Genomic DNA, 21,593 nt, shown 5'->3' with positions numbered 1-21,593 from the left:
TCTTGATAAAACATGATTAGAATATGAGTCTAAACATTGCAAAAAGTAATAAGAAACGTGTCGTCATAGTAGGCGGTGGTTTCGGTGGCTTGAAACTGGCTAACAAGCTGAAAAAGTCAGGCTTTCAAGTCGTATTGATAGATAAAAACAACTATCATCAGTTTCCTCCTTTGATTTATCAGGTGGCTTCGGCCGGTATGGAGCCAACTTCCATATCCTTCCCCTTCCGTAAAATATTCCAGCATCGGAAAGATTTCTATTTCCGTATGGCGGAAGTACGTGCCATTTTCCCGGAAAAGAATATGATACAGACTTCCATCGGAAAAGCAGAATATGACTATCTGGTGTTAGCAGCAGGTACTACAACCAACTATTTCGGTAATAAACATATCGAAGAGGAAGCCATGCCGATGAAAAATGTGTCAGAAGCGATGGGATTGCGAAACGCTCTTCTGGCTAATCTGGAACGAGCGCTGACCTGTTCAACGAAGCAGGAGCAACAAGAGTTATTGAATATTGTAATTGTGGGAGGTGGAGCTACCGGGATAGAAGTAGCCGGAATACTTTCCGAGATGAAGAAATTCGTCTTGCCGAATGATTATCCTGATATGCCCAGCAGTCTGATGCACATCTATTTGATTGAAGCCGGGCCGCGATTGCTTGCCGGAATGTCGGAAGAATCATCTGCACATGCTGAACAGTTTCTCCGTGAAATGGGAGTAAATATCCTGTTGAATAAACGTGTTGTGGATTATCGTGACCATAAAGTAGTACTCGAAGATGGTACAGAGATTGCCACGCGTACTTTTATCTGGGTGAGTGGTGTCACCGGTGTGACTATCGGAAATCTGGATGCCTCTCTGATTGGGCGTGGAGGACGTATTAAAGTCGATTCATTTAACCGTGTAGAGGGGATGAATAATGTGTTTGCTATTGGCGACCAATGTATTCAGTTAGCTGATGAAAATTACCCGAACGGGCATCCTCAACTGGCACAAGTGGCGATCCAGCAAGGAGAACTATTGGCAAAGAATCTGATTCGTATGGAGAAAGGACAGGAAATGAAACCTTTCCATTACCGCAATTTAGGTTCGATGGCGACCGTCGGGCGCAATCGTGCCGTGGCAGAGTTTAGTAAAGTAAAGATGCAGGGATGGTTTGCTTGGGTGATGTGGCTGGTTGTTCATCTGCGTTCTATCCTTGGAGTTCGTAATAAAGTGATTGTGCTCTTAAATTGGATCTGGAATTATTTCACTTACGATCAATCCATGCGTATGATTGTCTATGCCCGTAAAGCAAAAGAAATTCGCGATCGTGAAAAGCTGGAGGAGACTAATCATTGGGGAAAAGAACTGATACAGGAACCGAAGCAACACTCTCCGCAGGAGATTCAGCAACCTTCCGGACAAGAGAAAAAATAGTCAATGAGAAGTCATTATACCGTAGTTGACAATCCGTCATTATCCAGGTGTACTGACCTTCCGCTGACAGGTGGATAGATTCATATTCTGAACAGTAAATTCGTACAGGGTGTCCGATATCGGACACCCTGTGTTTTTTGTTATATTCTATTTATCAATTACTTACGGTTTTGGCATAGATTTGGTATATAAAATGCTAAATTGATACATGATAAAATCGTAAACGATCAGATATGGACAGAGAAATTCCTAAAGAAATACGTCAGAAAGAACGTAACAAGAAGATCATTCGTTATTCATCCATCGGGGTAGCAAGTATTGTTGTCATTGGTGTACTTATATCTGTACTAAGGGCAGGAGTGGAGGCAAAAGATCTTGTCTTTTCCACAGTCGATACAGGAGTTATTGAGGTAAGTGTCAGTGCTTCCGGCAAGGTGGTTCCTGCATTTGAAGAAATTATCAATTCTCCAATCAACAGTCGTATTCTTGAAGTTTATAAAAAAGGAGGAGATAGCGTAGATGTAGGTACTCCGATTCTGAAACTCGATCTTCAGAGTACGGAAACCGAATATAAAAAGTTGCTGGACGAAGAGCAGATGCGTCGGTATAAGCTCGATCAGCTTCGTGTCAATAATCAGACGAAGCTTTCGGATATGGCGATGCAGATCAAAGTTTCGGCTATGAAATTAAGCCGGATGAAGGTGGAGTTGAGAAATGAACACTATTTGGACAGTCTCGGTGCGGGAACAACGGATAAAGTGCGCCAGGCTGAATTGAGCTATAATGTTGCCCAGTTAGAGTACGAACAACTCCGGCAACAATATAAAAATGAGAAGGAGGTGGCTGCTGCCGAACTGAAAGTACAGGAACTTGATTTTAATATTTTCCGTAAGAGTCTCTCCGAAAAGAAACGTACTTTGGATGATGCGCAAATCCGTTCTCCGCGCAGAGCTATTCTTACCTATATTAATAACCAGATTGGTGCGCAGATTTCCGAAGGCGGACAAGTCGCTATCATTTCCGATTTAAGTCATTTTAAGGTGGAAGGCGAGATTGCTGATACGTATGGCGACCGTGTGGCAGCTGGAGGAAAAGCAATTGTTAAGATAGGAAGCGATAAACTGGAAGGAACGGTCAGCAGTGTAACACCGTTATCCAAAAATGGCGTCATATCATTCACGGTTCAGTTGAAGGAAGATAATCATCGTCGTCTGCGCTCCGGATTGAAGACGGATGTTTATGTGATGAATGCTGTAAAGGAAGATGTGATGCGTGTTGCCAATGGCTCTTTCTATGTGGGGCGTGGTGAATACGAATTGTTTGTCTGCAACTCTGACAATGAACTGGTCAAACGTAAGATACAGTTGGGTGATTCAAACTTTGAATATGTAGAAGTTTTGAGTGGATTGCAACCGGGTGACAGGGTAGTGGTAAGTGATATGAGTGCATATAAGAACAAGAATAAGCTGAAGATTAAATAAATTAAACACTAGAAGTTATGATAACATTGAACTCTCTTTCCAAAATTTACCGTACTGATGAGATTGAAACGGTAGCGTTGGAAAATGTGAATCTGACGGTAGAACGTGGAGAATTCCTAAGTATAATGGGACCTTCCGGGTGCGGAAAATCTACATTGTTGAATATAATGGGATTACTTGACGCACCTACCATGGGAATAGTGGAAATCAATGGAATACGTACCGAAGGAATGAAAGACAAAGAATTGGCCGTTTTTCGTAATAAAACGCTTGGTTTTGTGTTTCAGTCTTTTCATCTGATTAATTCGTTAAATGTGACGGATAATGTGGAGTTGCCTTTACTTTATCGCCGTGTTGGCAGTAGTGAGCGAAAGCGGTTGGCGCAAGAGGTATTGGAAAAAGTAGGGTTAAGCCATCGTATGAGACATTTTCCTACACAACTTTCCGGTGGTCAGTGCCAACGTGTAGCTATTGCCCGTGCTATTATCGGTAATCCTGAAATAATCCTTGCCGATGAGCCGACAGGTAACTTGGATTCAAGGATGGGAGCCGAAGTCATGGAACTGCTTCACCGACTGAATAAAGAAGACGGACGCACCATCGTCATGGTTACCCATAATGAAGAACAGGCGAAGCAGACTTCGCGTACCATTCGTTTCTTTGACGGACGACAAGTGCAGTAGAACCTGCGTTTTATACATGAAACTAAATAGAAAAACAGATTGATACATCTCTAAATTAAAAACCACCATGACAAAGAATATTTTTATCGTTGCGATAGCTGTCCTGTTAAGTGTTGCTTTTTGTTCGCTATCGGCACAAAATGTGAGTAAAGATTATAATGTAGGCGACTTTTCTGCCATCAACCTGCAATCTGTCGGAAATATTATTTTCGCTCAATCGGCAGAATGTACCTGCCGTTTGGAAGGGCCTTCCGAATTTGTAGAGAAAACCCGGGTAACGGTGAAGAACGGTACACTGGTTATTGATTATAAAGAGAAGAACGTAAAGAATGTCAAGAATCTGATTTTTTACATAACTGCTCCCGATTTGAGTAAAGTGAAAATCGACGGGGTAGGGAACTTTGATGCAAAGGAAAAATTGAATCTTAAAAATATAGCTTTCGAACTTGACGGAGTGGGAAATTGCAACGTGAAAAATCTTCATTGCGATGAACTGAAACTCGATGTCGACGGAGTAGGCAATATGAAAATGAATGTTGACTGTGGCCTTATCAAGGCTAAAGTGGATGGAGTAGGGAATATCACTTTATCGGGTAAGGCTGATACTGCTTTCTTTAAAAAGGATGGTGTTGGTGAAATCAATCACAAAAACCTGAAATGTAAGGATATAACAAAGAAGGGATGGAATTTCTAATATGGAACGTTCTTTGACGAACTTCTGTGGAACCTAATCGAAGAAGAATAAAAAAGACGAGTAAGAAATATACTGAACTCTATACTGGTAACGATCATGATAAAACTCTATTTTAAACAAGCATTCCATCTGTTGGGAGAAAATAAACTGCTTTCATCTATTTCCATTATTGGTACAGCTTTGGCTATTGCTATGATAATGGTAATTGTGATTACTTTACGTGCGACTATTGCTCCCTTTGCACCGGAAACCCATCGTGACCGGATGCTTATTTTCCGGTTTGCCGGACTTCAAAATAAGTCCAACGTGAATTGGCAAAGCAATGGCCCTATCGGATACAATACGGCAAAGGCTTGTTTCAAAGCAATGACAATTCCCGAAGTTGTTTCCATAACCAATATCTGGCAGGAAACAATGCTGGCTGCTAAACCGGCAGGTGAGATGGAAAGTTGTAGTGTGTTGCAAACAGACGATGCTTTCTGGAAAATATTTGAATTTGAGTTTCTATCCGGTAAACCGTATGATAATGCCGATTTTGATGCCGGAGCAGCAAAAGCTGTGGTTTCCGAAGATATGGCTCGCCGTTTGTTCGGAACGTCAGAAGTGGTTGGAAAAACATTCCTTTTGAATCATTCGGCTTATATTGTTTGCGGAGTGGTACGTCCGGTTTCTAAACTGGCGAAATACGCCTATGCGCAAGTTTGGATTCCTTTGAGTTCAACAAGTGCCTTCATAGCCACTTGGGGCGATGACAATATCATGGGTATGACTGCCGTCTATATACTGGCTAAATCGAAAGACGATTTTCCGGCTATTCGCCAGGAGGCAGACCGCTTGCGGGCTATCTTTATGGCAGGGCATCCCAATTTCGATTTACTCTATCGCGGACAGCCTGATACTTATTTCGTAGCCGCGCAACGCTATTCCGCCAACAATCCTCCTGCTGTGAAAGAAGCAGTACGGCAATACATACTGACATTACTTGTCTTATTGATTGTTCCTGCCGTCAACTTGTCCGGACTTACTTTGTCACGCATGCGTAAGCGTATCTCCGAAATAGGAGTGCGAAAAGCCTTTGGTGCCCCCAGACGGGAGCTTATGATGCAGGTACTATCCGAAAATATGCTTTATTCCCTGTTCGGAGGAATTCTCGGACTGGTATTAAGTTATGTCGCCGCTTTCCTTTTGGGAGGAATGCTTTTCTCCGTAGACTTTGTATCCAATGGGGTGGAAGATTTGCGGACCATGTGTGTCGACTTACTGTTCGATCCTACCGTATTCCTGCTGGCATTTCTGGCTTGCTTCTTACTCAATTTATTAAGTGCCGCCATTCCGGCATGGAGAGTAACTCGCACCAATATTGTGGATGCCATCAACGAAAGATAATTCTTCAACTCATCTAAATTCTAAAGAAAATGCAACTATTAAAACAAATATGGAACGAGCGCCGGTCAAACGGATGGTTATGGTCAGAACTATTAATTGTTTTTGTGGTCCTGTGGTATGTGGTCGACTGGACGTATGTGACAGCGCGTACTTATTACGAACCGGTAGGATTTGATATTACCGATACGTATTATTTGGAGCTAAGCCTGAAAAACGACAAGAGTAATTCCTATCTTTCGAAAGAGCAAAAGAGTACATCTTTAGGACAAGATATTATCGAGTTGACCAATCGTCTCCGGAGATTGCCGGAAGTGGAGGCCGTTTCAATATCCAATAATGCGCGTCCCTATATCGGGAGTAATTCCGGTAGTATGTTGCGTATCGATACATTGGTTAGTAGTCCGCTACGGCGTTCGGTAACCCCTGACTTTTTTCAGGTCTTCCGTTATCAAAGTGCTGATGGGCGTGGTTATCAGCCGTTGGTGCAAGCTTTAAGGAATGGCAATGTCGTTGTTGGTGAAAATTTCTGGCCCAAAGATTATAAAGGCGATCGTACGCTGTTGGGTAAAGAAATGGTCGATGTGGATGATTCTACAAAAGTGTACAAGATAGGGGGAGTTTCGAAGAAAGTGCGTTACAATGACTTTTGGCCTAACTACAGTGACCGGTATGTAGCCATTGAACTTACTGAAAAGATAATGGTCGAACTTGACGATGAACTTTATCCTTCGAGTGTAGAAGTTTGTCTGCGAGTGAAACCGGGGACTTCCAGAGACTTTGCGGAACATTTGATGAAATTGTCCGCCAACCAGTTGAGTGTCGGTAACTTATTCATCCTGAAAGTGCATGATTATGAAGATCTGCGGAATGACTTCCAGCAAGGAAGTTATAATCAGGTACAGGTACGTTTCTGGATGATGGGCTTCTTATTGCTTAATATCCTGTTGGGTATTGTCGGCACCTTCTGGTTCCGTACGCAGCACCGTCGTACCGAGTCTGCGCTTCGTATAGCAGTCGGGTCCAGCCGGATGCAGCTTTGGCAACGTTTAAATAAAGAAGGATTGCTATTATTGACTCTGGCTGCTTTGCCTGCCGCCGCCATCTGTTATAATATCGGCCATCTGGAGTTGACTGAAGGGTATATGGAGTGGGGAGTAGTACGTTTTCTTATTACATTTGTCATAACCTACTTCCTGATGTCTTTAATGATTCTTATAGGTATTTGGTTTCCTGCCCGTCAGGTAATCCGCATACAGCCTGCCGAAGCGCTGCGCGAAGAATAAAAAACTTGGGCTATCTATTTGTTTTCAATAGATTTAACGTATCTTTGTCGGCATAATATTGAAAACACCGCAGGTTTTAACTATATGAATCGACGCTATTATTGTATGTTTATAGTTCTGTTTTTTGCTGTTCTTACGCAGGCGGCGGCAGCGGAACGTACATTCAATATCCTTTTTATACAGTCTTACACCTCGCAGACTCCTTGGCACAGTGACCTTAATCAGGGCTTGGCTAAAGGGTTTAAAGAGAGTGGTTTGAAGGTGAACATAACAACGGAATATCTTGATGCGGATTTTTGGGCATTCAATTCCGAGAAGGTAATCATGCGTCGTTTTTGTCAGCGTGCCCGCGACAGGCAGACAGATTTGATTGTAACTGCGAGTGATGAAGCTTTTTATACCCTTTTTGCGTGTGGAGATTCGTTGCCTTTGCAGATTCCGGTGGTGTTTTTCGGTATTAAGTATCCTGATACGAAGTTGATTACTGCTCATCCCAATGTTTGTGGATTCACAGCCAATCCGGATTTCGACGTCATATTACGTCAGGCACAAAAGATATTTCCCCGCCGGAAAGAAGTGGTTTGTGTGATAGATAACAGCTTTTTAAGTAACAAAGGGCTTGAAGATTTTGAAGAAGAGTGGAAAATCTTTCAGAAAGATAACCCGGATTATAGAATGAAAATCTATAATACCCAAAATCATACGACTAGTCATATCATTGCGGCAATTTGTTACCCTCGTAACAGCTACGAACGTTTAGTCGTTGCTCCTAAATGGTCGCCTTTCCTTTCATTTGTAGGTAAAAACTCAAAAGCTCCGGTATTTTCAACTCAAAATGTAGGATTGACTAACGGTGTGTTTAGCGCTTATGATTCCGACAGCTATACTTCTGCATCATTGGCTGCTCAAAGGGCTGCTTCGGTCTTGAAAGGTACCTCTCCCCGGGATATAGGAGTGACGGAAATTACACAGGGATTCATCTTTGACTACAAGCAATTAGATTTTTTCCATGTCGACTCTGATAAAGTATCCTCTAGCGGAACCATAGTCAATGAACCATATTGGGAGAAATATAAATACCTTTTTATACTTCTCTATCCATCTATCCTCGCATTGTTGATAGCCTCTATCGTGTGGCTGATGCGTGCCAACCGGCGTGAATCCAAACGACGGATTCAGGCACAGACCCGTCTGCTGGTACAGAATAAACTGGTGGAACAGCGTAATGAGTTCGATAATGTATTTCATTCCATCCGTGATGGTGTGATAACGTATGATACCGATTTGCACATTCATTTTACAAACCGTTCCTTATTACAAATGCTTCATTTGCCGTATGAGGCAGGTGGGCGTTTTTATGAAGGAATGATGGCTGGCAGTATCTTCAAAATATATTATAACGGTCAGGACATTCTTCATAAAATGCTGAAGCAAGTAGCTTCAAAAGGAGAAAGTGTGAAGATACCGCAGGGAGCTTTCATGAAAGAAGTGCATAGTGATAAGTACTTCCCGGTGTCGGGGGAAATAGTTCCGATCCGTTCAAAGGACGCGATTACCGGTATGGCACTTTCTGCGCGGAATATTTCGGATGAAGAAATGCAGAAACGTTTCTTTGATATGGCGGTAGACGAAAGCTCCATATATCCGTGGCAGTTTGATATGGAAACGAACTGTTTCATTTTTCCGCAAGGTTTCTTGAAACGTCTTGGATACGATGAGTCGGTTACTACCATCCCTCGTGACGAAATGGATCGCACTATCCATCCTGACGATTTGAAAGAAATAAGACCGTTGTTTGACAGAGCATTGACCGGGGAAGATTCTAATACCCGTCTGAACTTCCGTCAGCGGAATGTCAACGGAGAGTATGAATGGTGGGAATATCGTTCTTCCGTAATCACGGGATTGACACAAGATTCATTGTACAATATATTAGGTGTTTGTCAGAGTATCCAGCAATATAAGACTGCCGAGCAGGAAATGAGAGAGGCCCGTGATAAAGCCCTCCAGGCTGACAAACTGAAATCGGCGTTCCTTGCCAACATGAGTCACGAGATTCGGACTCCGCTGAATGCGATTGTAGGTTTCTCCGATTTGCTAAGCGATACGAGTGGTTTTACAAGCGAAGAGATTGCCCAGTTTATCGGAACCATTAATAAGAATTGTGGCCTGTTGCTGGCTTTGATTAATGATATTCTTGATTTGTCACGTATCGAATCGGGAACCATGGAATTTATGTTCGCCGAGCATAACCTGCCGTTGTTATTAAAGACCGTCCATGATTCTCAACGCTTGAATATGCCACCGGGAGTAGAACTGGTGTTGCGTATGCCCGAAAGTGATAAGAAATATCTTACGACAGATAATGTACGCTTGCAGCAAGTCGTGAATAATCTGATAAATAACGCTGCTAAATTTACGAGTAGCGGTTTCATTACTTTCGGCTATGAAGACGATGAGGTTCCCGGCTATACCCGCATCTTTGTGGAGGATACCGGAGTCGGTATTTCTGAAGAAGGTATCCGTCATATATTCGAACGATTCTATAAAGTCGATAATTTCACCCAAGGAGCAGGTTTGGGATTAAGTATTTGTCAGACCATCATCGAACGTCTGAATGGTACCATCTCCGTCACCTCCGAAGTAGGTAAAGGCACTCGTTTCACTGTGCGCCTTCCTAACTACTGCGAATAATCGAACGTTCACTTTTGGGCATAGTGTCCGAAAATGGACACTTTTCTTATTTTCTAATCTGTTGATAATAAAAACTTTACTTTTTTGGCACATCGTTTGATTCTCTCATAGTGGAAAATACTGTGCATAATGAAAAAGAAAAGTATATTGTTTGCTCTTGCTGCCGTTTGCCTGCCGTTGGCATTGTCGGCACAGAAGGAAAGGGAAATAACCTTGAATGAAGCTATTGCTATGGCGCGTATTCAATCTGTTGACGCTGCTGTTGCCTTGAATGAATTGAAAACGGCCTATTGGGAATTTCGTACCTTTCGTGCCGATCTTCTGCCGGAAGTCAACTTGACCGGAACCCTGCCCAATTATAACAAATCATATAGTTCCTATCAAAATTCGGACGGTTCTTACGGTTTCGTCCGTAATAACACATTGGGGCTTACCGGTGATCTTTCTATCGATCAAAACATCTGGCTTACCGGTGGTAAACTTTCGCTGACTTCCTCTCTCGACTATATCAAGCAATTGGGAGCCGGAGGAGACCGTCATTTTATGTCGGTTCCTGTCACATTACAACTTACACAACCCATTTTTGGAGTCAATAATATAAAGTGGAACAGACGCATCGAACCGGTTCGTTATGCCGAAGCGAAAGCAGCTTTTATCACTGCTACCGAAGAAGTGACGATGCGTGCCATCACTTATTACTTTAATCTTTTGTTGGCAAAAGAAAATCTTGGCACGGCGAAACAGAACCAGACAAATGCCGACCACCTTTATGAAGTAGCCCTTGCCAAACGCAAAATGGGGCAAATTTCCGAGAATGAACTCTTGCAGTTGAGGCTCTCCGCTTTGAATGCGAAGGCTGCATTGACGGAAGCAGAGAGTGATCTCAATGCCAAGATGTTCCAGCTCCGTGCCTTTTTGGGAGTGGGAGAGGATGAAGTACTAAACCCGGTTCTTCCCGAAGCTGTGGATGGTCCGAGGATGGAGTACAATCAGGTGTTAAATAAAGCATTGGAACGTAATTCTTTTGCACAGAATATCCGTCGCCGCCAGTTGGAAGCCGATTATGAAGTAGCTACTGCACGCGGAAATTTGCGTAGTGTCGATTTGTTTGCAAGCGTAGGATATACGGGTGAGAACCGGAATTTTCCGGCCGTTTACAGGAACTTGCAGGATAATCAGATTGTTCAGGTAGGCGTTAAGATTCCGATTCTCGATTGGGGAAAACGCCGTGGGAAAGTCCGGGTAGCCAAGAGTAACCGGGATGTAGTGCTTTCAAAAATTCGTCAGGAACAGATAAACTTCAATCAGGACATTTTTCTGTTGGTGGAGCATTTCAATAATCAGGCACAACAATTGGACATAGCCAAAGAAGCCGATGCGATAGCCCAGCAACGATATAAAACAAGTATTGAAACTTTCCTGATAGGTAAAATCAATACCTTGGATTTGAATGATGCGCAGAACTCTAAAGATGATGCGAGACAGAAACATATTTCCGAACTTTATTATTATTGGTATTATTATTATCAGATTCGCAGTCTGACGCTATGGGATTTTCGTACCAATACCGAACTTGAAGCTGATTTTGATGAAATCATCCGGCAATAGAAAGGGTAGGAAAAAGCTTTTGAATCTTATGGAGGAACTTGCCGGAGATTATGGGAAAAGTTTTTCAAGTCTGCAAACAGACTATTGCGTATTTATGCCTGATTCATTTGGTATTACGAACTATTTATAGTACCTTTGAAACTCGATTTTAACACTCGGGAAATGAAAAATACGTAAATAATACAGAAAAATTCATCCCCCATTATAAATAAAGAAAGAAATAAAAAAAGAAATACTTCTTCTTGGAAGATTGAAAAAACAGAAGAAGTTTTCTTGGTAGAGGAATCTTGCAATTTTAACTATGATTCTGATAATTGACGACGACAGCGCAGTGCGTTCTTCGCTTAGCTTCATGTTGAAGCGGGCAGGATATGAAGCACAGACCGTTCCCGGTCCGCGGGAGGCTATGGAAGTAGTACGTTCCATAGCTCCGGATTTAATCCTGATGGATATGAACTTCACTCTTTCTACAACGGGTGAGGAGGGTTTGACCCTACTCAAACAAGTAAAAATATTCCGTCCCGAAACACCGGTGATATTGATGACCGCTTGGGGAAGTATCCAACTTGCCGTGCAAGGAATGCAGGCAGGAGCTTTTGATTTCATAACGAAGCCCTGGAATAATGCCGCCTTGTTGCAACGCATTGAAACGGCACTCCAACTTTCGGGCACTCCACAGGAACCAACGCAGGAACAGAGCGATTCTTTCGACCGCAGCCACATCATCGGGCGTAGCCAGGGATTGATGGATGTGTTGAATACGATTGCCCGCATAGCAAAGACCAATGCCTCTGTCCTCATTACAGGGGAAAGCGGAACAGGTAAGGAATTGATAGCCGAGGCTATTCATATCAACAGTCAGCGTGCCAAACATCCCTTTGTGAAAGTGAATCTTGGAGGTATCTCCCAAAGCCTGTTCGAAAGTGAAATGTTCGGGCACAAGAAAGGAGCTTTTACCGATGCTTCCGCAGACCGTATCGGACGTTTTGAAATGGCAAACAAAGGGACGATTTTCCTGGATGAAATAGGTGATCTCGACCCTTCGTGCCAGGTGAAGTTACTGCGTGTATTGCAGGATCAGACATTTGAAGTGCTCGGCGACAGCCGTCCGCGCAAGACGGATATCCGGGTAGTATCAGCCACCAATGCCGATTTGCGCAAAATGGTGGGCGAACGTACTTTTCGTGAAGACCTCTTCTATCGTATCAATCTGATAACAGTGAAACTGCCGGCCTTGCGCGAACGTCGTGAAGATATTCCCTTGCTGGCACGTCATTTTGCCGACCGTCAGGCGGTAACCAACGGATTGCCCCGTACGGAGTTCTCTGCCGATGCCCTGCAATTCTTGAGCCGATTGCCCTATCCGGGGAATATTCGTGAATTGAAGAACTTGGTGGAACGTACCATTCTGGTAAGTGGTAAACCGCTGCTTGATGCTTCCGATTTTGATGCGCAGTATATTCGCCACAATGACGCAAGAGTGACCGAAGGCGCAGCTCTGGCCGGTATGACTTTGGATGAAATAGAACGCCAGACCATTCTCCAGGCGTTGGACCGTTACAAAGGAAATTTGAGTCAGGTAGCTACGGCATTGGGTATCAGCCGTGCAGCACTCTATCGCCGTCTCGAAAAATATAATATAACAATGTGATAAATTTAGGCACGTGCCTAATAATATTAAGATTAACCGTTAACCACAGATAACGTGCGTATAAAAGGATTCTTTTACATACTAGTCTTTCTGCTGCTGGCATTAGGTAGTGTATTGCTGTTCCTTTCCAGTCAACTGAATACAATCTTTTTCTACATAGGGGAGGGGCTGATACTTTTCATCCTCATTTATCTGACCTTTTTCTATCGTAAGATTGTGAAGCCGTTGAATACAATCGGAAGCGGTATGGAACTGTTGCGTGAGCAGGATTTCAGTAGCCGCCTTAGTCCTGTAGGTCAATATGAGGCCGATCGTGTGGTGAATATTTTCAACCGCATGATGGAGCAGCTCAAGAATGAACGTCTCCGTCTGCGTGAACAGAATAATTTTCTCGATTTGCTGATTAAAGCTTCTCCGATGGGAGTGATTATAACTTCCCTTGATGAAGACCTTTCGGAATTGAATCCGATGGCTTTGAAAATGCTGGGTGTTCGTTTGGAAGACGTACAAGGCAAGAAGATGAAAGAGATTGATTCTCCGTTAGCGGTGGAATTGGCCAACCTCCCGAAAGGAGAGAAGGTAACCGTCCGTCTGAACGACTCGAATATCTACCGGTGTACTCATTCTTCTTTCATTGATCGTGGATTTCAGCATCCCTTCTACTTGGTAGAAACCCTCACCGACGAAGTGATGAAAGCGGAAAAGAAAGCATACGAGAAAGTGATCCGCATGATTGCCCACGAAGTGAACAACACGACTGCCGGCATTACTTCCACACTGGATACGGTAGAACAAGCCCTTTCCAGCGAAGAAGGAATGGAAGACATCTGCGACGTGATGCGTGTATGTACCGACCGTTGTTTCTCAATGAGTCGTTTCATCACCCGTTTTGCCGATGTGGTGAAAATCCCCGAACCGACACTTTCTTCTGTCAACCTGAATGATTTGGTTTTCACCTGCAAGCGGTTTATGGAAGGAATGTGTAATGACCGTCGCATTACACTCCGCATGGAAATGGACGAAAGTCTGAAAGATGTGATGCTGGATGCCGCTTTGTTTGAGCAAGTACTCGTAAACATCATCAAAAATGCAGCGGAAAGCATTGAAACCGATGGGGAAATAATAGTCCGCACCCTCGCTCCGGCTACTGTTGAAGTGATAGATAACGGTCAGGGAATCAGCAAAGAAACAGAAGCTAAACTGTTCAGTCCTTTCTTCTCCACCAAACCGAACGGTCAGGGAATCGGACTTATCTTTATTCGCGAAGTACTGATGCGTCATGGGTGCACATTCTCTTTGCGAACCTATGCCGACGGACTGACCCGATTCCGTATTATTTTCCCCTAATTGTGTCAAATAAGAACATTTCTTCCATCAAATAGACCTTTTTTTGTCTTGAAATCACTCCTACCTTTGCCCCGCTCAATTCAATAGGATTTAAGGTATGAGATTAATGAAAAAAGGCACATTGACGCTCTTTCTTTTATTGGCTATCAGTATTCCGCTAAGTGCGCAGTATGTGGTACAAGGGGTGGTGACTGATTCTCTGACCAAAGAACCTTTGCCTTATGCATCTGTACGCTTAAAAGACACGACCGAAGGAACTACTACCGGAAGCGACGGACGCTTTTACTTCAAAACTCATCGCTCCGAAGCAGTGCTTGTAATCTCTGTAATCGGATATAATGACTATGTCCGCACCATTCGCCCTGCCCATAATGCATCCTATAAAGTAGCGCTTGCGCCTACCGAATACGCGCTTGGTGAAGTGGTAGTCAAACCCAAACGTGAACACTACCGGAAGAAAGATAATCCTGCCGTAGAATTTGTCCGCCGTATGATTGAAAGCCGTGACAACTACTCTCCCTACGAGAAAGACTTCTGGCAACGCGAACGTTATGAAAAGACCACCTTTGCGTTGAATAACTTCGATGAAGAGAAACAGAAAAAATGGCTATATCGTAAATTTGATTTCCTGACGGAATATGTAGATACTTCTGCCGTTACCGGTAAACCGATTCTGACGGTATCAGCCCGTGAACTGCTTGCCACAGACTATTACCGGAAATCTCCCCGTTCCGAGAAGCAATGGGTGAAAGGACGCAAACAGGCCGGTGTTGATGAATTTCTCTCTAAACAAGGGATGCAGGCAGCTATCAATGAAGTCTTTAAAGACGTCGACATCTATGAAAACAACATTTCCCTGTTTACAAATAAGTTTGTCAGTCCCTTGTCCCGTATCGGCACAGGCTTTTATAAATATTACCTGATGGACACGTTGCAGATTGCCGGAGAGCCTTGTGCAGACCTTGCTTTCACGCCTTTTAATTCCGAGTCTTTCGGTTTCAACGGACACCTGTATGTGACGCTCGACTCTACCTACTTTGTCAAACGTGCCGTATTCAATTTTCCCAAAAAGATAAACCTGAACTTTGTAGACTACATGTTGCTCGAACAGGAATTTAAGCGCGCTGAAGACGGCACACGTCTGCTCGATCATGAAAGTATCACTGTTGAGTTTAAACTGACCGAAGGACAGGACGGTATTTTTGCCCGCCGTGTAGCGGATTACAGCAACTACACCTTTACGCCGACTGCCGAAGCCGACAAAGCTTTCACCAAACCCGAACGTATTATTGAAGAGACGGAAGCCCTGTCGCGTCCCGCAACATTCTGGGCGGAGAATCGTCCGCAAGCCGCTATCTCCCAGCAGGAAAACTCGGTAGACCGCCTGATGACACAATTACGCAGTTATCCGGTATATTACTGGACGGAGAAAGTACTCTCCATTCTCTTTACGGGATATATTCCTACCTCCAAAGAAGCGCCGCTTTTCTATATCGGTCCGATGAATGCCACTATCAGCGGTAACACATTGGAAGGTCCCCGTATCCGTGCCGGAGGTATGACTACCGCCTGGCTCAATCCGCACCTGTTTGGCAAAGGATATGTGGCTTACGGGTTTAAAGATGAAAGAGTGAAAGGATTGGTAGAACTGGAATATTCTTTCAAAAAGAAGAAAGAATACGCCAACGAATTTCCCATCCATTCATTGAAATTGCGTTACGAATCAGATGTGAACCAGTATGGACAAAATTACCTGTATACAAGCAAAGACAATGTGTTCCTGGCCTTGAAACGTGAGAAGGACGACCGTATCGGCTATTTCCGGCAGGCGGAGATGACCTATACCAATGAGTTTTATTCCGGCTTTTCTTTCCAGTTGACAGCACGTACACGGAAAGATGAGTCCTCCTACCTGATTCCTTTTTTAAAGAAAGAAGGAGATACCTACACCCCGGTAAAAGATTTCTCTATCAGTGCCGCAGAGTTGAAGTTGCGTTATGCTCCGAACGAGAAATTCTTCCAGACCCAATGGAACCGTTTTCCCGTATCGTTGGATGCACCGGTGTTTACCTTGTCGCATACCATTGCCGGAAAAGGAGTGTTGGGCAGCGATTACACCTACAATCATACCGAAGCCGGTATTCAGAAACGTTTCTGGTTTTCCGCGTTCGGCTATACGGACGTTATACTAAAAGCAGGTAAAGTGTGGGATAAAGTACCTTTCCCGTTGCTTATCATGCCTAATGCCAACCTTTCTTATACCATCCAACCGGAATCTTACTCGTTGATGAATGCGATGGAGTTTATGAATGATGAGTATTTCTCGTGGGATGTTACTTATTTCCTCAACGGATGGCTGTTCAACCGGGTGCCGTTGTTGAAAAAACTTAAATGGAGGGAAATAGTTTCCTGTCGTGGATTATATGGACATTTGAGCGATAAAAACAATCCGGCTTTGAGTGACGGTTTGTTCGCTTTTCCGATAGAGAACACACAAACAATGGGAAAAACACCTTATGTGGAGGCGGGTGTCGGTATTGAAAACATTTTCAAGGTGTTACGTTTGGACTATATCTGGAGGCTCACTTATCGTGATTCGCCCGGGATTGACAGATCAGGCTTGAGAATAAGTCTCCACATGACCTTTTAAAAGTTAAATCCTGCTAATTGCAATGTTTATATGACAAATAAAGACTGTATTAGTAATTAATTAATCTTATTTTTGCATCAATTTTAGTTTAATTTTAATAGAATAGAAATGAAACAAGAAATTAAACCCGCTACCGGGCGTCTTGGCGTACTGGTAGTCGGAGTGGGTGGTGCGGTAGCTACCACGATGATTGTAGGTACACTAGCCTCTCGCAAGGGACTGGCAAAACCGATAGGATCTATTACACAGTTAGCCACAATGCGCATGGAGAACAACGAAGAAAAACTCATCAAGGACGTTGTGCCTTTGACGAATTTGGAAGACATTGTTTTCGGAGGATGGGATATTTTCCCGGACAACGCATACGAAGCTGCTATGTACGCCGAGGTTTTGAAAGAAAAAGACCTGAATGGAGTAAAAGAAGAGTTGGAAGCTATCAAACCGATGCCGGCTGCTTTCGATCACAACTGGGCAAAACGTCTGAACGGTACACACGTGAAGAAGGCTGCTACCCGTTGGGAAATGGTAGAACAACTTCGTCAGGATATCCGCGACTTCAAGGCTGCTAACAACTGCGAACGCGTAGTGGTGCTTTGGGCTGCAAGTACTGAAATTTACATTCCGCTGTCTGACGAACACATGTCACTCGCTGCTTTAGAGAAAGCAATGAAGGAAAACAATACAGACGTGATTTCTCCGAGTATGTGTTACGCGTATGCTGCTATTGCAGAAGACGCTCCGTTCGTGATGGGTGCTCCTAACTTGTGTGTGGATACTCCTGCTATGTGGGAATTCTCTAAACAAAAGAATGTACCTATCTCCGGTAAAGACTTCAAGAGTGGTCAGACACTGATGAAAACCGTATTGGCTCCGATGTTCAAAACCCGTATGCTGGGTGTGAACGGTTGGTTCTCTACCAATATCCTCGGTAACCGCGACGGTGAAGTGCTCGATGATCCGGACAACTTCAAGACAAAAGAAGTCAGCAAGCTGTCTGTAATCGACACTATCTTCGAACCAGAAAAATATCCTGATCTCTACGGAGATGTTTATCATAAAGTACGTATCAACTACTATCCTCCCCGCAAAGACAACAAAGAAGCATGGGACAACATCGACATCTTCGGATGGATGGGCTACCCGATGGAAATCAAGGTGAACTTCCTTTGCCGCGACTCTATCCTTGCAGCTCCTATCGCTCTTGACCTTGTGTTGTTCAGCGACTTGGCAATGCGTGCAGGCATGTGTGGCATCCAGACTTGGTTGTCATTCTTCTGCAAGAGCCCGATGCACGATTTCGAACATCAGCCCGAACACGACTTGTTTACACAATGGAGAATGGTAAAACAGACATTGCGTAACATGATTGGTGAAAAAGAACCTGATTACTTAGCTTAATCAGTAACCCCAAATAATAAGTTGAGATTGAGATTTACCATCCTATAAAGACTGGTGGATACTCAACCTCAACTTTTACTTTTTTATTGTACAAATTCCCCATTCGTTGGGGGACTCGTGACACAACCGACTCGTAGTTTGTAATTAGTAATTAGTAATAAATGAAGCGTCCTCCCTTTCTACCTGTTTTTATAGGCACGGGCTTTGGCTCCGGTTTTTCTCCTTTTGCTCCCGGCACGGCTGGGGCGTTACTGGCTTCTATCATTTGGATTGCACTTTATTTTCTCCTTCCTTTCTCTTGGGTATTATGGCTGACTGCCGCTTTGGTGATTGTATTTACATTCGCCGGCATTTGGGCTGCCGATAAGCTGGAGACTTATTGGGGAGAAGATCCTTCGCGTGTGGTAGTGGATGAGATGGTGGGAGTGTGGATACCGTTGTTGGCTGTTCCCAATGATGACAAATGGTTTTGGTACGTGATTGCGGCTTTTGCCTTGTTCCGCATCTTTGATATAGCCAAACCGTTGGGCATACGTCGTATGGAAAGCCTGAAAGGTGGGGTAGGGGTCATGATGGACGATGTTTTGGCGGGAGTGTATAGTTTTATTTTGTTAGTGGGAGCGAGATGGGTGATTGGCTGAAAAAAGTTGCACGGATGATTTCCCAGAAAGGCGGCATCTTCATGTTCTTGAGGGCGCAGCTTTCTGCTCAAATGGCAACTATTGCAGACTTTCTCGTTACGATTCTTCTAGTCAGGCTGTTTGATGTCTACTATGTATATGCCACCCTGGCGGGAGCTATCTATGGAGGAATCGTTAATTGCGTTATCAACTATAAATGGACTTTTAAATCGAAAGGAAAGAAAACACACGTTGCCGTAAAATTTGTCCTTGTATGGGTTTGCAGCGTTTGGCTCAATACGTGGGGAACGTATGCACTGACGGAATCATTGGCGAAGATTCCCTGGGTACGCAACACACTTAGCCTGTATTTCGGTGATTTCTTCATTATCCCTAAAGTGGTAGTGGCAATCATCGTGGCACTGTTTTGGAATTATAATATGCAGCGCTTTTTTGTTTACCGGAATATAGATATCAGAAGTTTATTCGGAAAAAGAAACTGAAAAAACGGATTGAAAAGACTGATGAAAAAACGAAAGAATTAGATATATACAGATTGAAAAAACAGAAGATTTAGATATAAACAGATTTAAACAGATGAATTACAGAGATTATTTACAACAGCTGATTTATAAGATTATCAATCCCCTGATACGCGGAATGATTAAAATAGGGATCACTCCCAACTTTATCACCACTACCGGATTTGTGCTCAATGTAGTAGCGGCAGGTATGTTTGTGTATGCCGGCATTTATGGCGGACAAAACGATCTGGCCATTATCGGCTGGGCAGGAGGTGTGATTCTGTTTGCCGGATTGTTCGATATGATGGATGGGCGTGTGGCTCGCCTGGGCAATATGAGTTCCAAGTTCGGTGCGCTTTATGATTCGGTACTCGACCGTTACAGTGAATTGATGACTTTCTTTGGTATCTGTTACTATTTGTCAATGAAAGATTATTTCCTTTATGCACTCATTGCATTTGTGGCACTAATCGGCTCACTGATGGTAAGCTATGTGCGTGCCCGTGCCGAAGGCTTAGGAATTGAATGTAAAGTCGGATTCATGCAACGTCCGGAACGCGTAGTGCTGACCAGTCTCGGAGCTTTGTTCTGTGGCGTTTTCAAAGATATCACCGTTTTCGAACCAATCCTGATTATGATTGTTCCTCTGGCTTTTGTTGCCCTGTTTGCCAATATCACGGCATTTGCTCGTGTGAGACATTGCTACAAAGTGATGAAAGAATGAATTAATTTACTGTTGGACGATTTACTATTTACATCGTACATCCTAAATAGTACATCGTAAATAGTCCAATAGTAAATAGTCTAATAGTAAATAGTCTAGTTGTCTAATCAAAACATTATAATGATAAAGAATATTCAAATGCCGTCGAAGAGAGAAGCCCTGACTGTGACAGTCATTATGGCTCTTTTCCTTTTGCTGACAAGTATCTTCATCGGGCTTCGTTCCGAGCACCTGTTAATGGCGGTACTCTATTTAGTTTTATTTTTTGCCGGATTACCTACTCGTAAGTTGGCTGTGGCCCTGTTACCTTTCGCCATTTTTGGAATCTCGTATGACTGGATGCGTATTTGCCCCAACTACGAAGTGAACCCGATTGATGTGGCCGGACTGTATAATCTCGAAAAGTCTCTTTTCGGAGTAATGGATAATGGTCTTCTGGTTACTCCTTGCGAATACTTCGCTGCACACAACTGGCCGATAGCGGACGTTTTTGCCGGAATCTTCTACCTTTGTTGGGTTCCCGTTCCCATCCTGTTCGGTCTTTGCCTGTATTTCAAGAAAGAAAGAAAAACCTACCTTCGCTTTGCGTTAGTATTCTTGTTTGTCAATTTGATTGGTTTTGCCGGTTATTATATTCATCCGGCCGCTCCGCCTTGGTATGCCATCAACTACGGTTTCGAACCGATATTAAACACACCGGGTAATGTTGCAGGATTGGGACGCTTTGATGCATTCTTCGGAGTAACCATCTTTGATTCTATCTACGGGCGTAATGCTAATGTTTTTGCGGCAGTGCCTTCACTGCATGCGGCCTATATGGTAGTTGCATTGGTGTATGCCATTATTGGTAAATGCAGGTGGTATGTGGTTACTCTTTTCTCTATTATCATGGTCGGCATTTGGGGAACAGCTATTTATTCATGCCATCATTATATCATTGATGTATTACTTGGCATCTCTTGCGCGTTAATCGGTTGGCTGGTATTCGAATACATATTGATGAGAATCCCGGCGTTCAAAAGATTCTTCGAAAGATATTATACGTATATAAAGTAAGATTATATGTGAATAAAGTGAGATATATACCCATACAAAAAGCAAGTATATACTCATATAAAAGCAGATATATACCCATATAAAAAATAGATATAAGTCTCACAAATAGTGAAGAACAAGTACCGTAATATATTTCTCGCTTTTGGTATCATTGCCGTTCTGATAATGATATTCACTTTTGATATGGATTATCAGGAGCTTTGGCTGAATTTGAAGCGTGCAGGGGTATATTTACCTTTGGTTTTGTTGCTATGGCTGTTTGTCTACCTTATTAATACAGTATCGTGGTACATCATGTAACCATTCTATTTTCCGCCTTGACATAAGTTGTTAGCCGCCATATCTTTGCGCCGTAACCTTTAACAAGAATGAT

The 21,593-nt window shown here is 43.3% G+C and carries 16 protein-coding genes and 1 pseudogene; all 17 read left to right on the top strand.

All coding sequences use genetic code 11. The features are described 5' to 3' along the window. Positions 1–23 precede the first annotated feature (23 nt). Positions 24–1,421, top strand: a complete 1,398-nt coding sequence (locus KFO40_RS21315; RefSeq protein ID WP_211146783.1) for an NAD(P)/FAD-dependent oxidoreductase — start codon at positions 24–26, stop codon at positions 1,419–1,421. 233 nt (positions 1,422–1,654) lie between these two features. After that, a complete protein-coding gene (locus KFO40_RS21310) occupies positions 1,655–2,902 on the top strand; it encodes an efflux RND transporter periplasmic adaptor subunit (protein WP_117610451.1) in 1,248 nt (415 codons plus the stop codon). A 17-nt stretch (positions 2,903–2,919) separates the two neighbouring features. Beyond that, entirely contained in the window at positions 2,920–3,585 is a 666-nt protein-coding gene (locus tag KFO40_RS21305) for an ABC transporter ATP-binding protein (RefSeq protein ID WP_008644652.1), read from the top strand. A gap of 67 nt (positions 3,586–3,652) precedes the next feature. After that, positions 3,653–4,279 carry a GIN domain-containing protein gene (locus KFO40_RS21300; protein ID WP_211146782.1) on the top strand — a complete coding sequence of 209 codons (627 nt, stop codon included), beginning with the start codon at positions 3,653–3,655 and terminating at the stop codon, positions 4,277–4,279. A 96-nt stretch (positions 4,280–4,375) separates the two neighbouring features. Beyond that, positions 4,376–5,665, top strand: a complete 1,290-nt coding sequence (locus KFO40_RS21295) for an ABC transporter permease (RefSeq protein ID WP_211146781.1) — start codon at positions 4,376–4,378, stop codon at positions 5,663–5,665. A 29-nt stretch (positions 5,666–5,694) separates the two neighbouring features. After that, positions 5,695–6,948 (top strand): ABC transporter permease, encoded by a 1,254-nt coding sequence (locus KFO40_RS21290; RefSeq protein WP_120070553.1) that lies wholly within the window; start codon positions 5,695–5,697, stop codon positions 6,946–6,948. Between the two features lie 84 nt (positions 6,949–7,032). Continuing rightward, positions 7,033–9,642 carry a PAS domain-containing sensor histidine kinase gene (locus KFO40_RS21285; RefSeq protein ID WP_211146780.1) on the top strand — a complete coding sequence of 870 codons (2,610 nt, stop codon included), beginning with the start codon at positions 7,033–7,035 and terminating at the stop codon, positions 9,640–9,642. Between the two features lie 129 nt (positions 9,643–9,771). Beyond that, positions 9,772–11,250 carry a TolC family protein gene (locus tag KFO40_RS21280; RefSeq protein WP_211146779.1) on the top strand — a complete coding sequence of 493 codons (1,479 nt, stop codon included), beginning with the start codon at positions 9,772–9,774 and terminating at the stop codon, positions 11,248–11,250. A gap of 301 nt (positions 11,251–11,551) precedes the next feature. Continuing rightward, positions 11,552–12,901 (top strand): sigma-54-dependent transcriptional regulator, encoded by a 1,350-nt coding sequence (locus tag KFO40_RS21275; protein ID WP_211146778.1) that lies wholly within the window; start codon positions 11,552–11,554, stop codon positions 12,899–12,901. 54 nt (positions 12,902–12,955) lie between these two features. Next, complete coding sequence (locus tag KFO40_RS21270; RefSeq protein WP_008025737.1) at positions 12,956–14,248, top strand: sensor histidine kinase; 1,293 nt, start codon at positions 12,956–12,958, stop codon at positions 14,246–14,248. A 97-nt stretch (positions 14,249–14,345) separates the two neighbouring features. After that, a complete protein-coding gene (locus KFO40_RS21265) occupies positions 14,346–16,898 on the top strand; it encodes a DUF5686 and carboxypeptidase-like regulatory domain-containing protein (protein ID WP_211146777.1) in 2,553 nt (850 codons plus the stop codon). A 108-nt stretch (positions 16,899–17,006) separates the two neighbouring features. Next, positions 17,007–18,296 (top strand): inositol-3-phosphate synthase, encoded by a 1,290-nt coding sequence (locus tag KFO40_RS21260; RefSeq protein ID WP_004300682.1) that lies wholly within the window; start codon positions 17,007–17,009, stop codon positions 18,294–18,296. Between the two features lie 161 nt (positions 18,297–18,457). Then, positions 18,458–18,937 (top strand): phosphatidylglycerophosphatase A, encoded by a 480-nt coding sequence (locus KFO40_RS21255; protein ID WP_004326579.1) that lies wholly within the window; start codon positions 18,458–18,460, stop codon positions 18,935–18,937. 14 nt (positions 18,938–18,951) lie between these two features. Continuing rightward, the gene (locus KFO40_RS21250) at positions 18,952–19,419 is read left to right on the top strand and encodes a GtrA family protein (RefSeq protein ID WP_004321425.1); all 468 of its coding nucleotides are present in this window, start codon (positions 18,952–18,954) and stop codon (positions 19,417–19,419) included. A 94-nt stretch (positions 19,420–19,513) separates the two neighbouring features. Then, positions 19,514–20,164 (top strand): CDP-alcohol phosphatidyltransferase family protein, encoded by a 651-nt coding sequence (locus KFO40_RS21245; protein ID WP_117683686.1) that lies wholly within the window; start codon positions 19,514–19,516, stop codon positions 20,162–20,164. Between the two features lie 138 nt (positions 20,165–20,302). Continuing rightward, positions 20,303–21,220 (top strand): phosphatase PAP2 family protein, encoded by a 918-nt coding sequence (locus KFO40_RS21240; RefSeq protein ID WP_004326585.1) that lies wholly within the window; start codon positions 20,303–20,305, stop codon positions 21,218–21,220. A gap of 108 nt (positions 21,221–21,328) precedes the next feature. Continuing rightward, a pseudogene (locus KFO40_RS21235) lies at positions 21,329–21,517 on the top strand (UPF0104 family protein); the annotation flags it as partial. Between the last annotated feature and the right edge of the window lie 76 nt (positions 21,518–21,593).

The organism is Bacteroides sp. 1001302B_160321_D4, assembly GCF_015667765.1.
Taxonomy (GTDB): domain Bacteria; phylum Bacteroidota; class Bacteroidia; order Bacteroidales; family Bacteroidaceae; genus Bacteroides; species Bacteroides xylanisolvens.
Note: the sequence above shows the minus strand (reverse complement) of the source record. Positions and strands in the feature narration are given on the sequence as shown.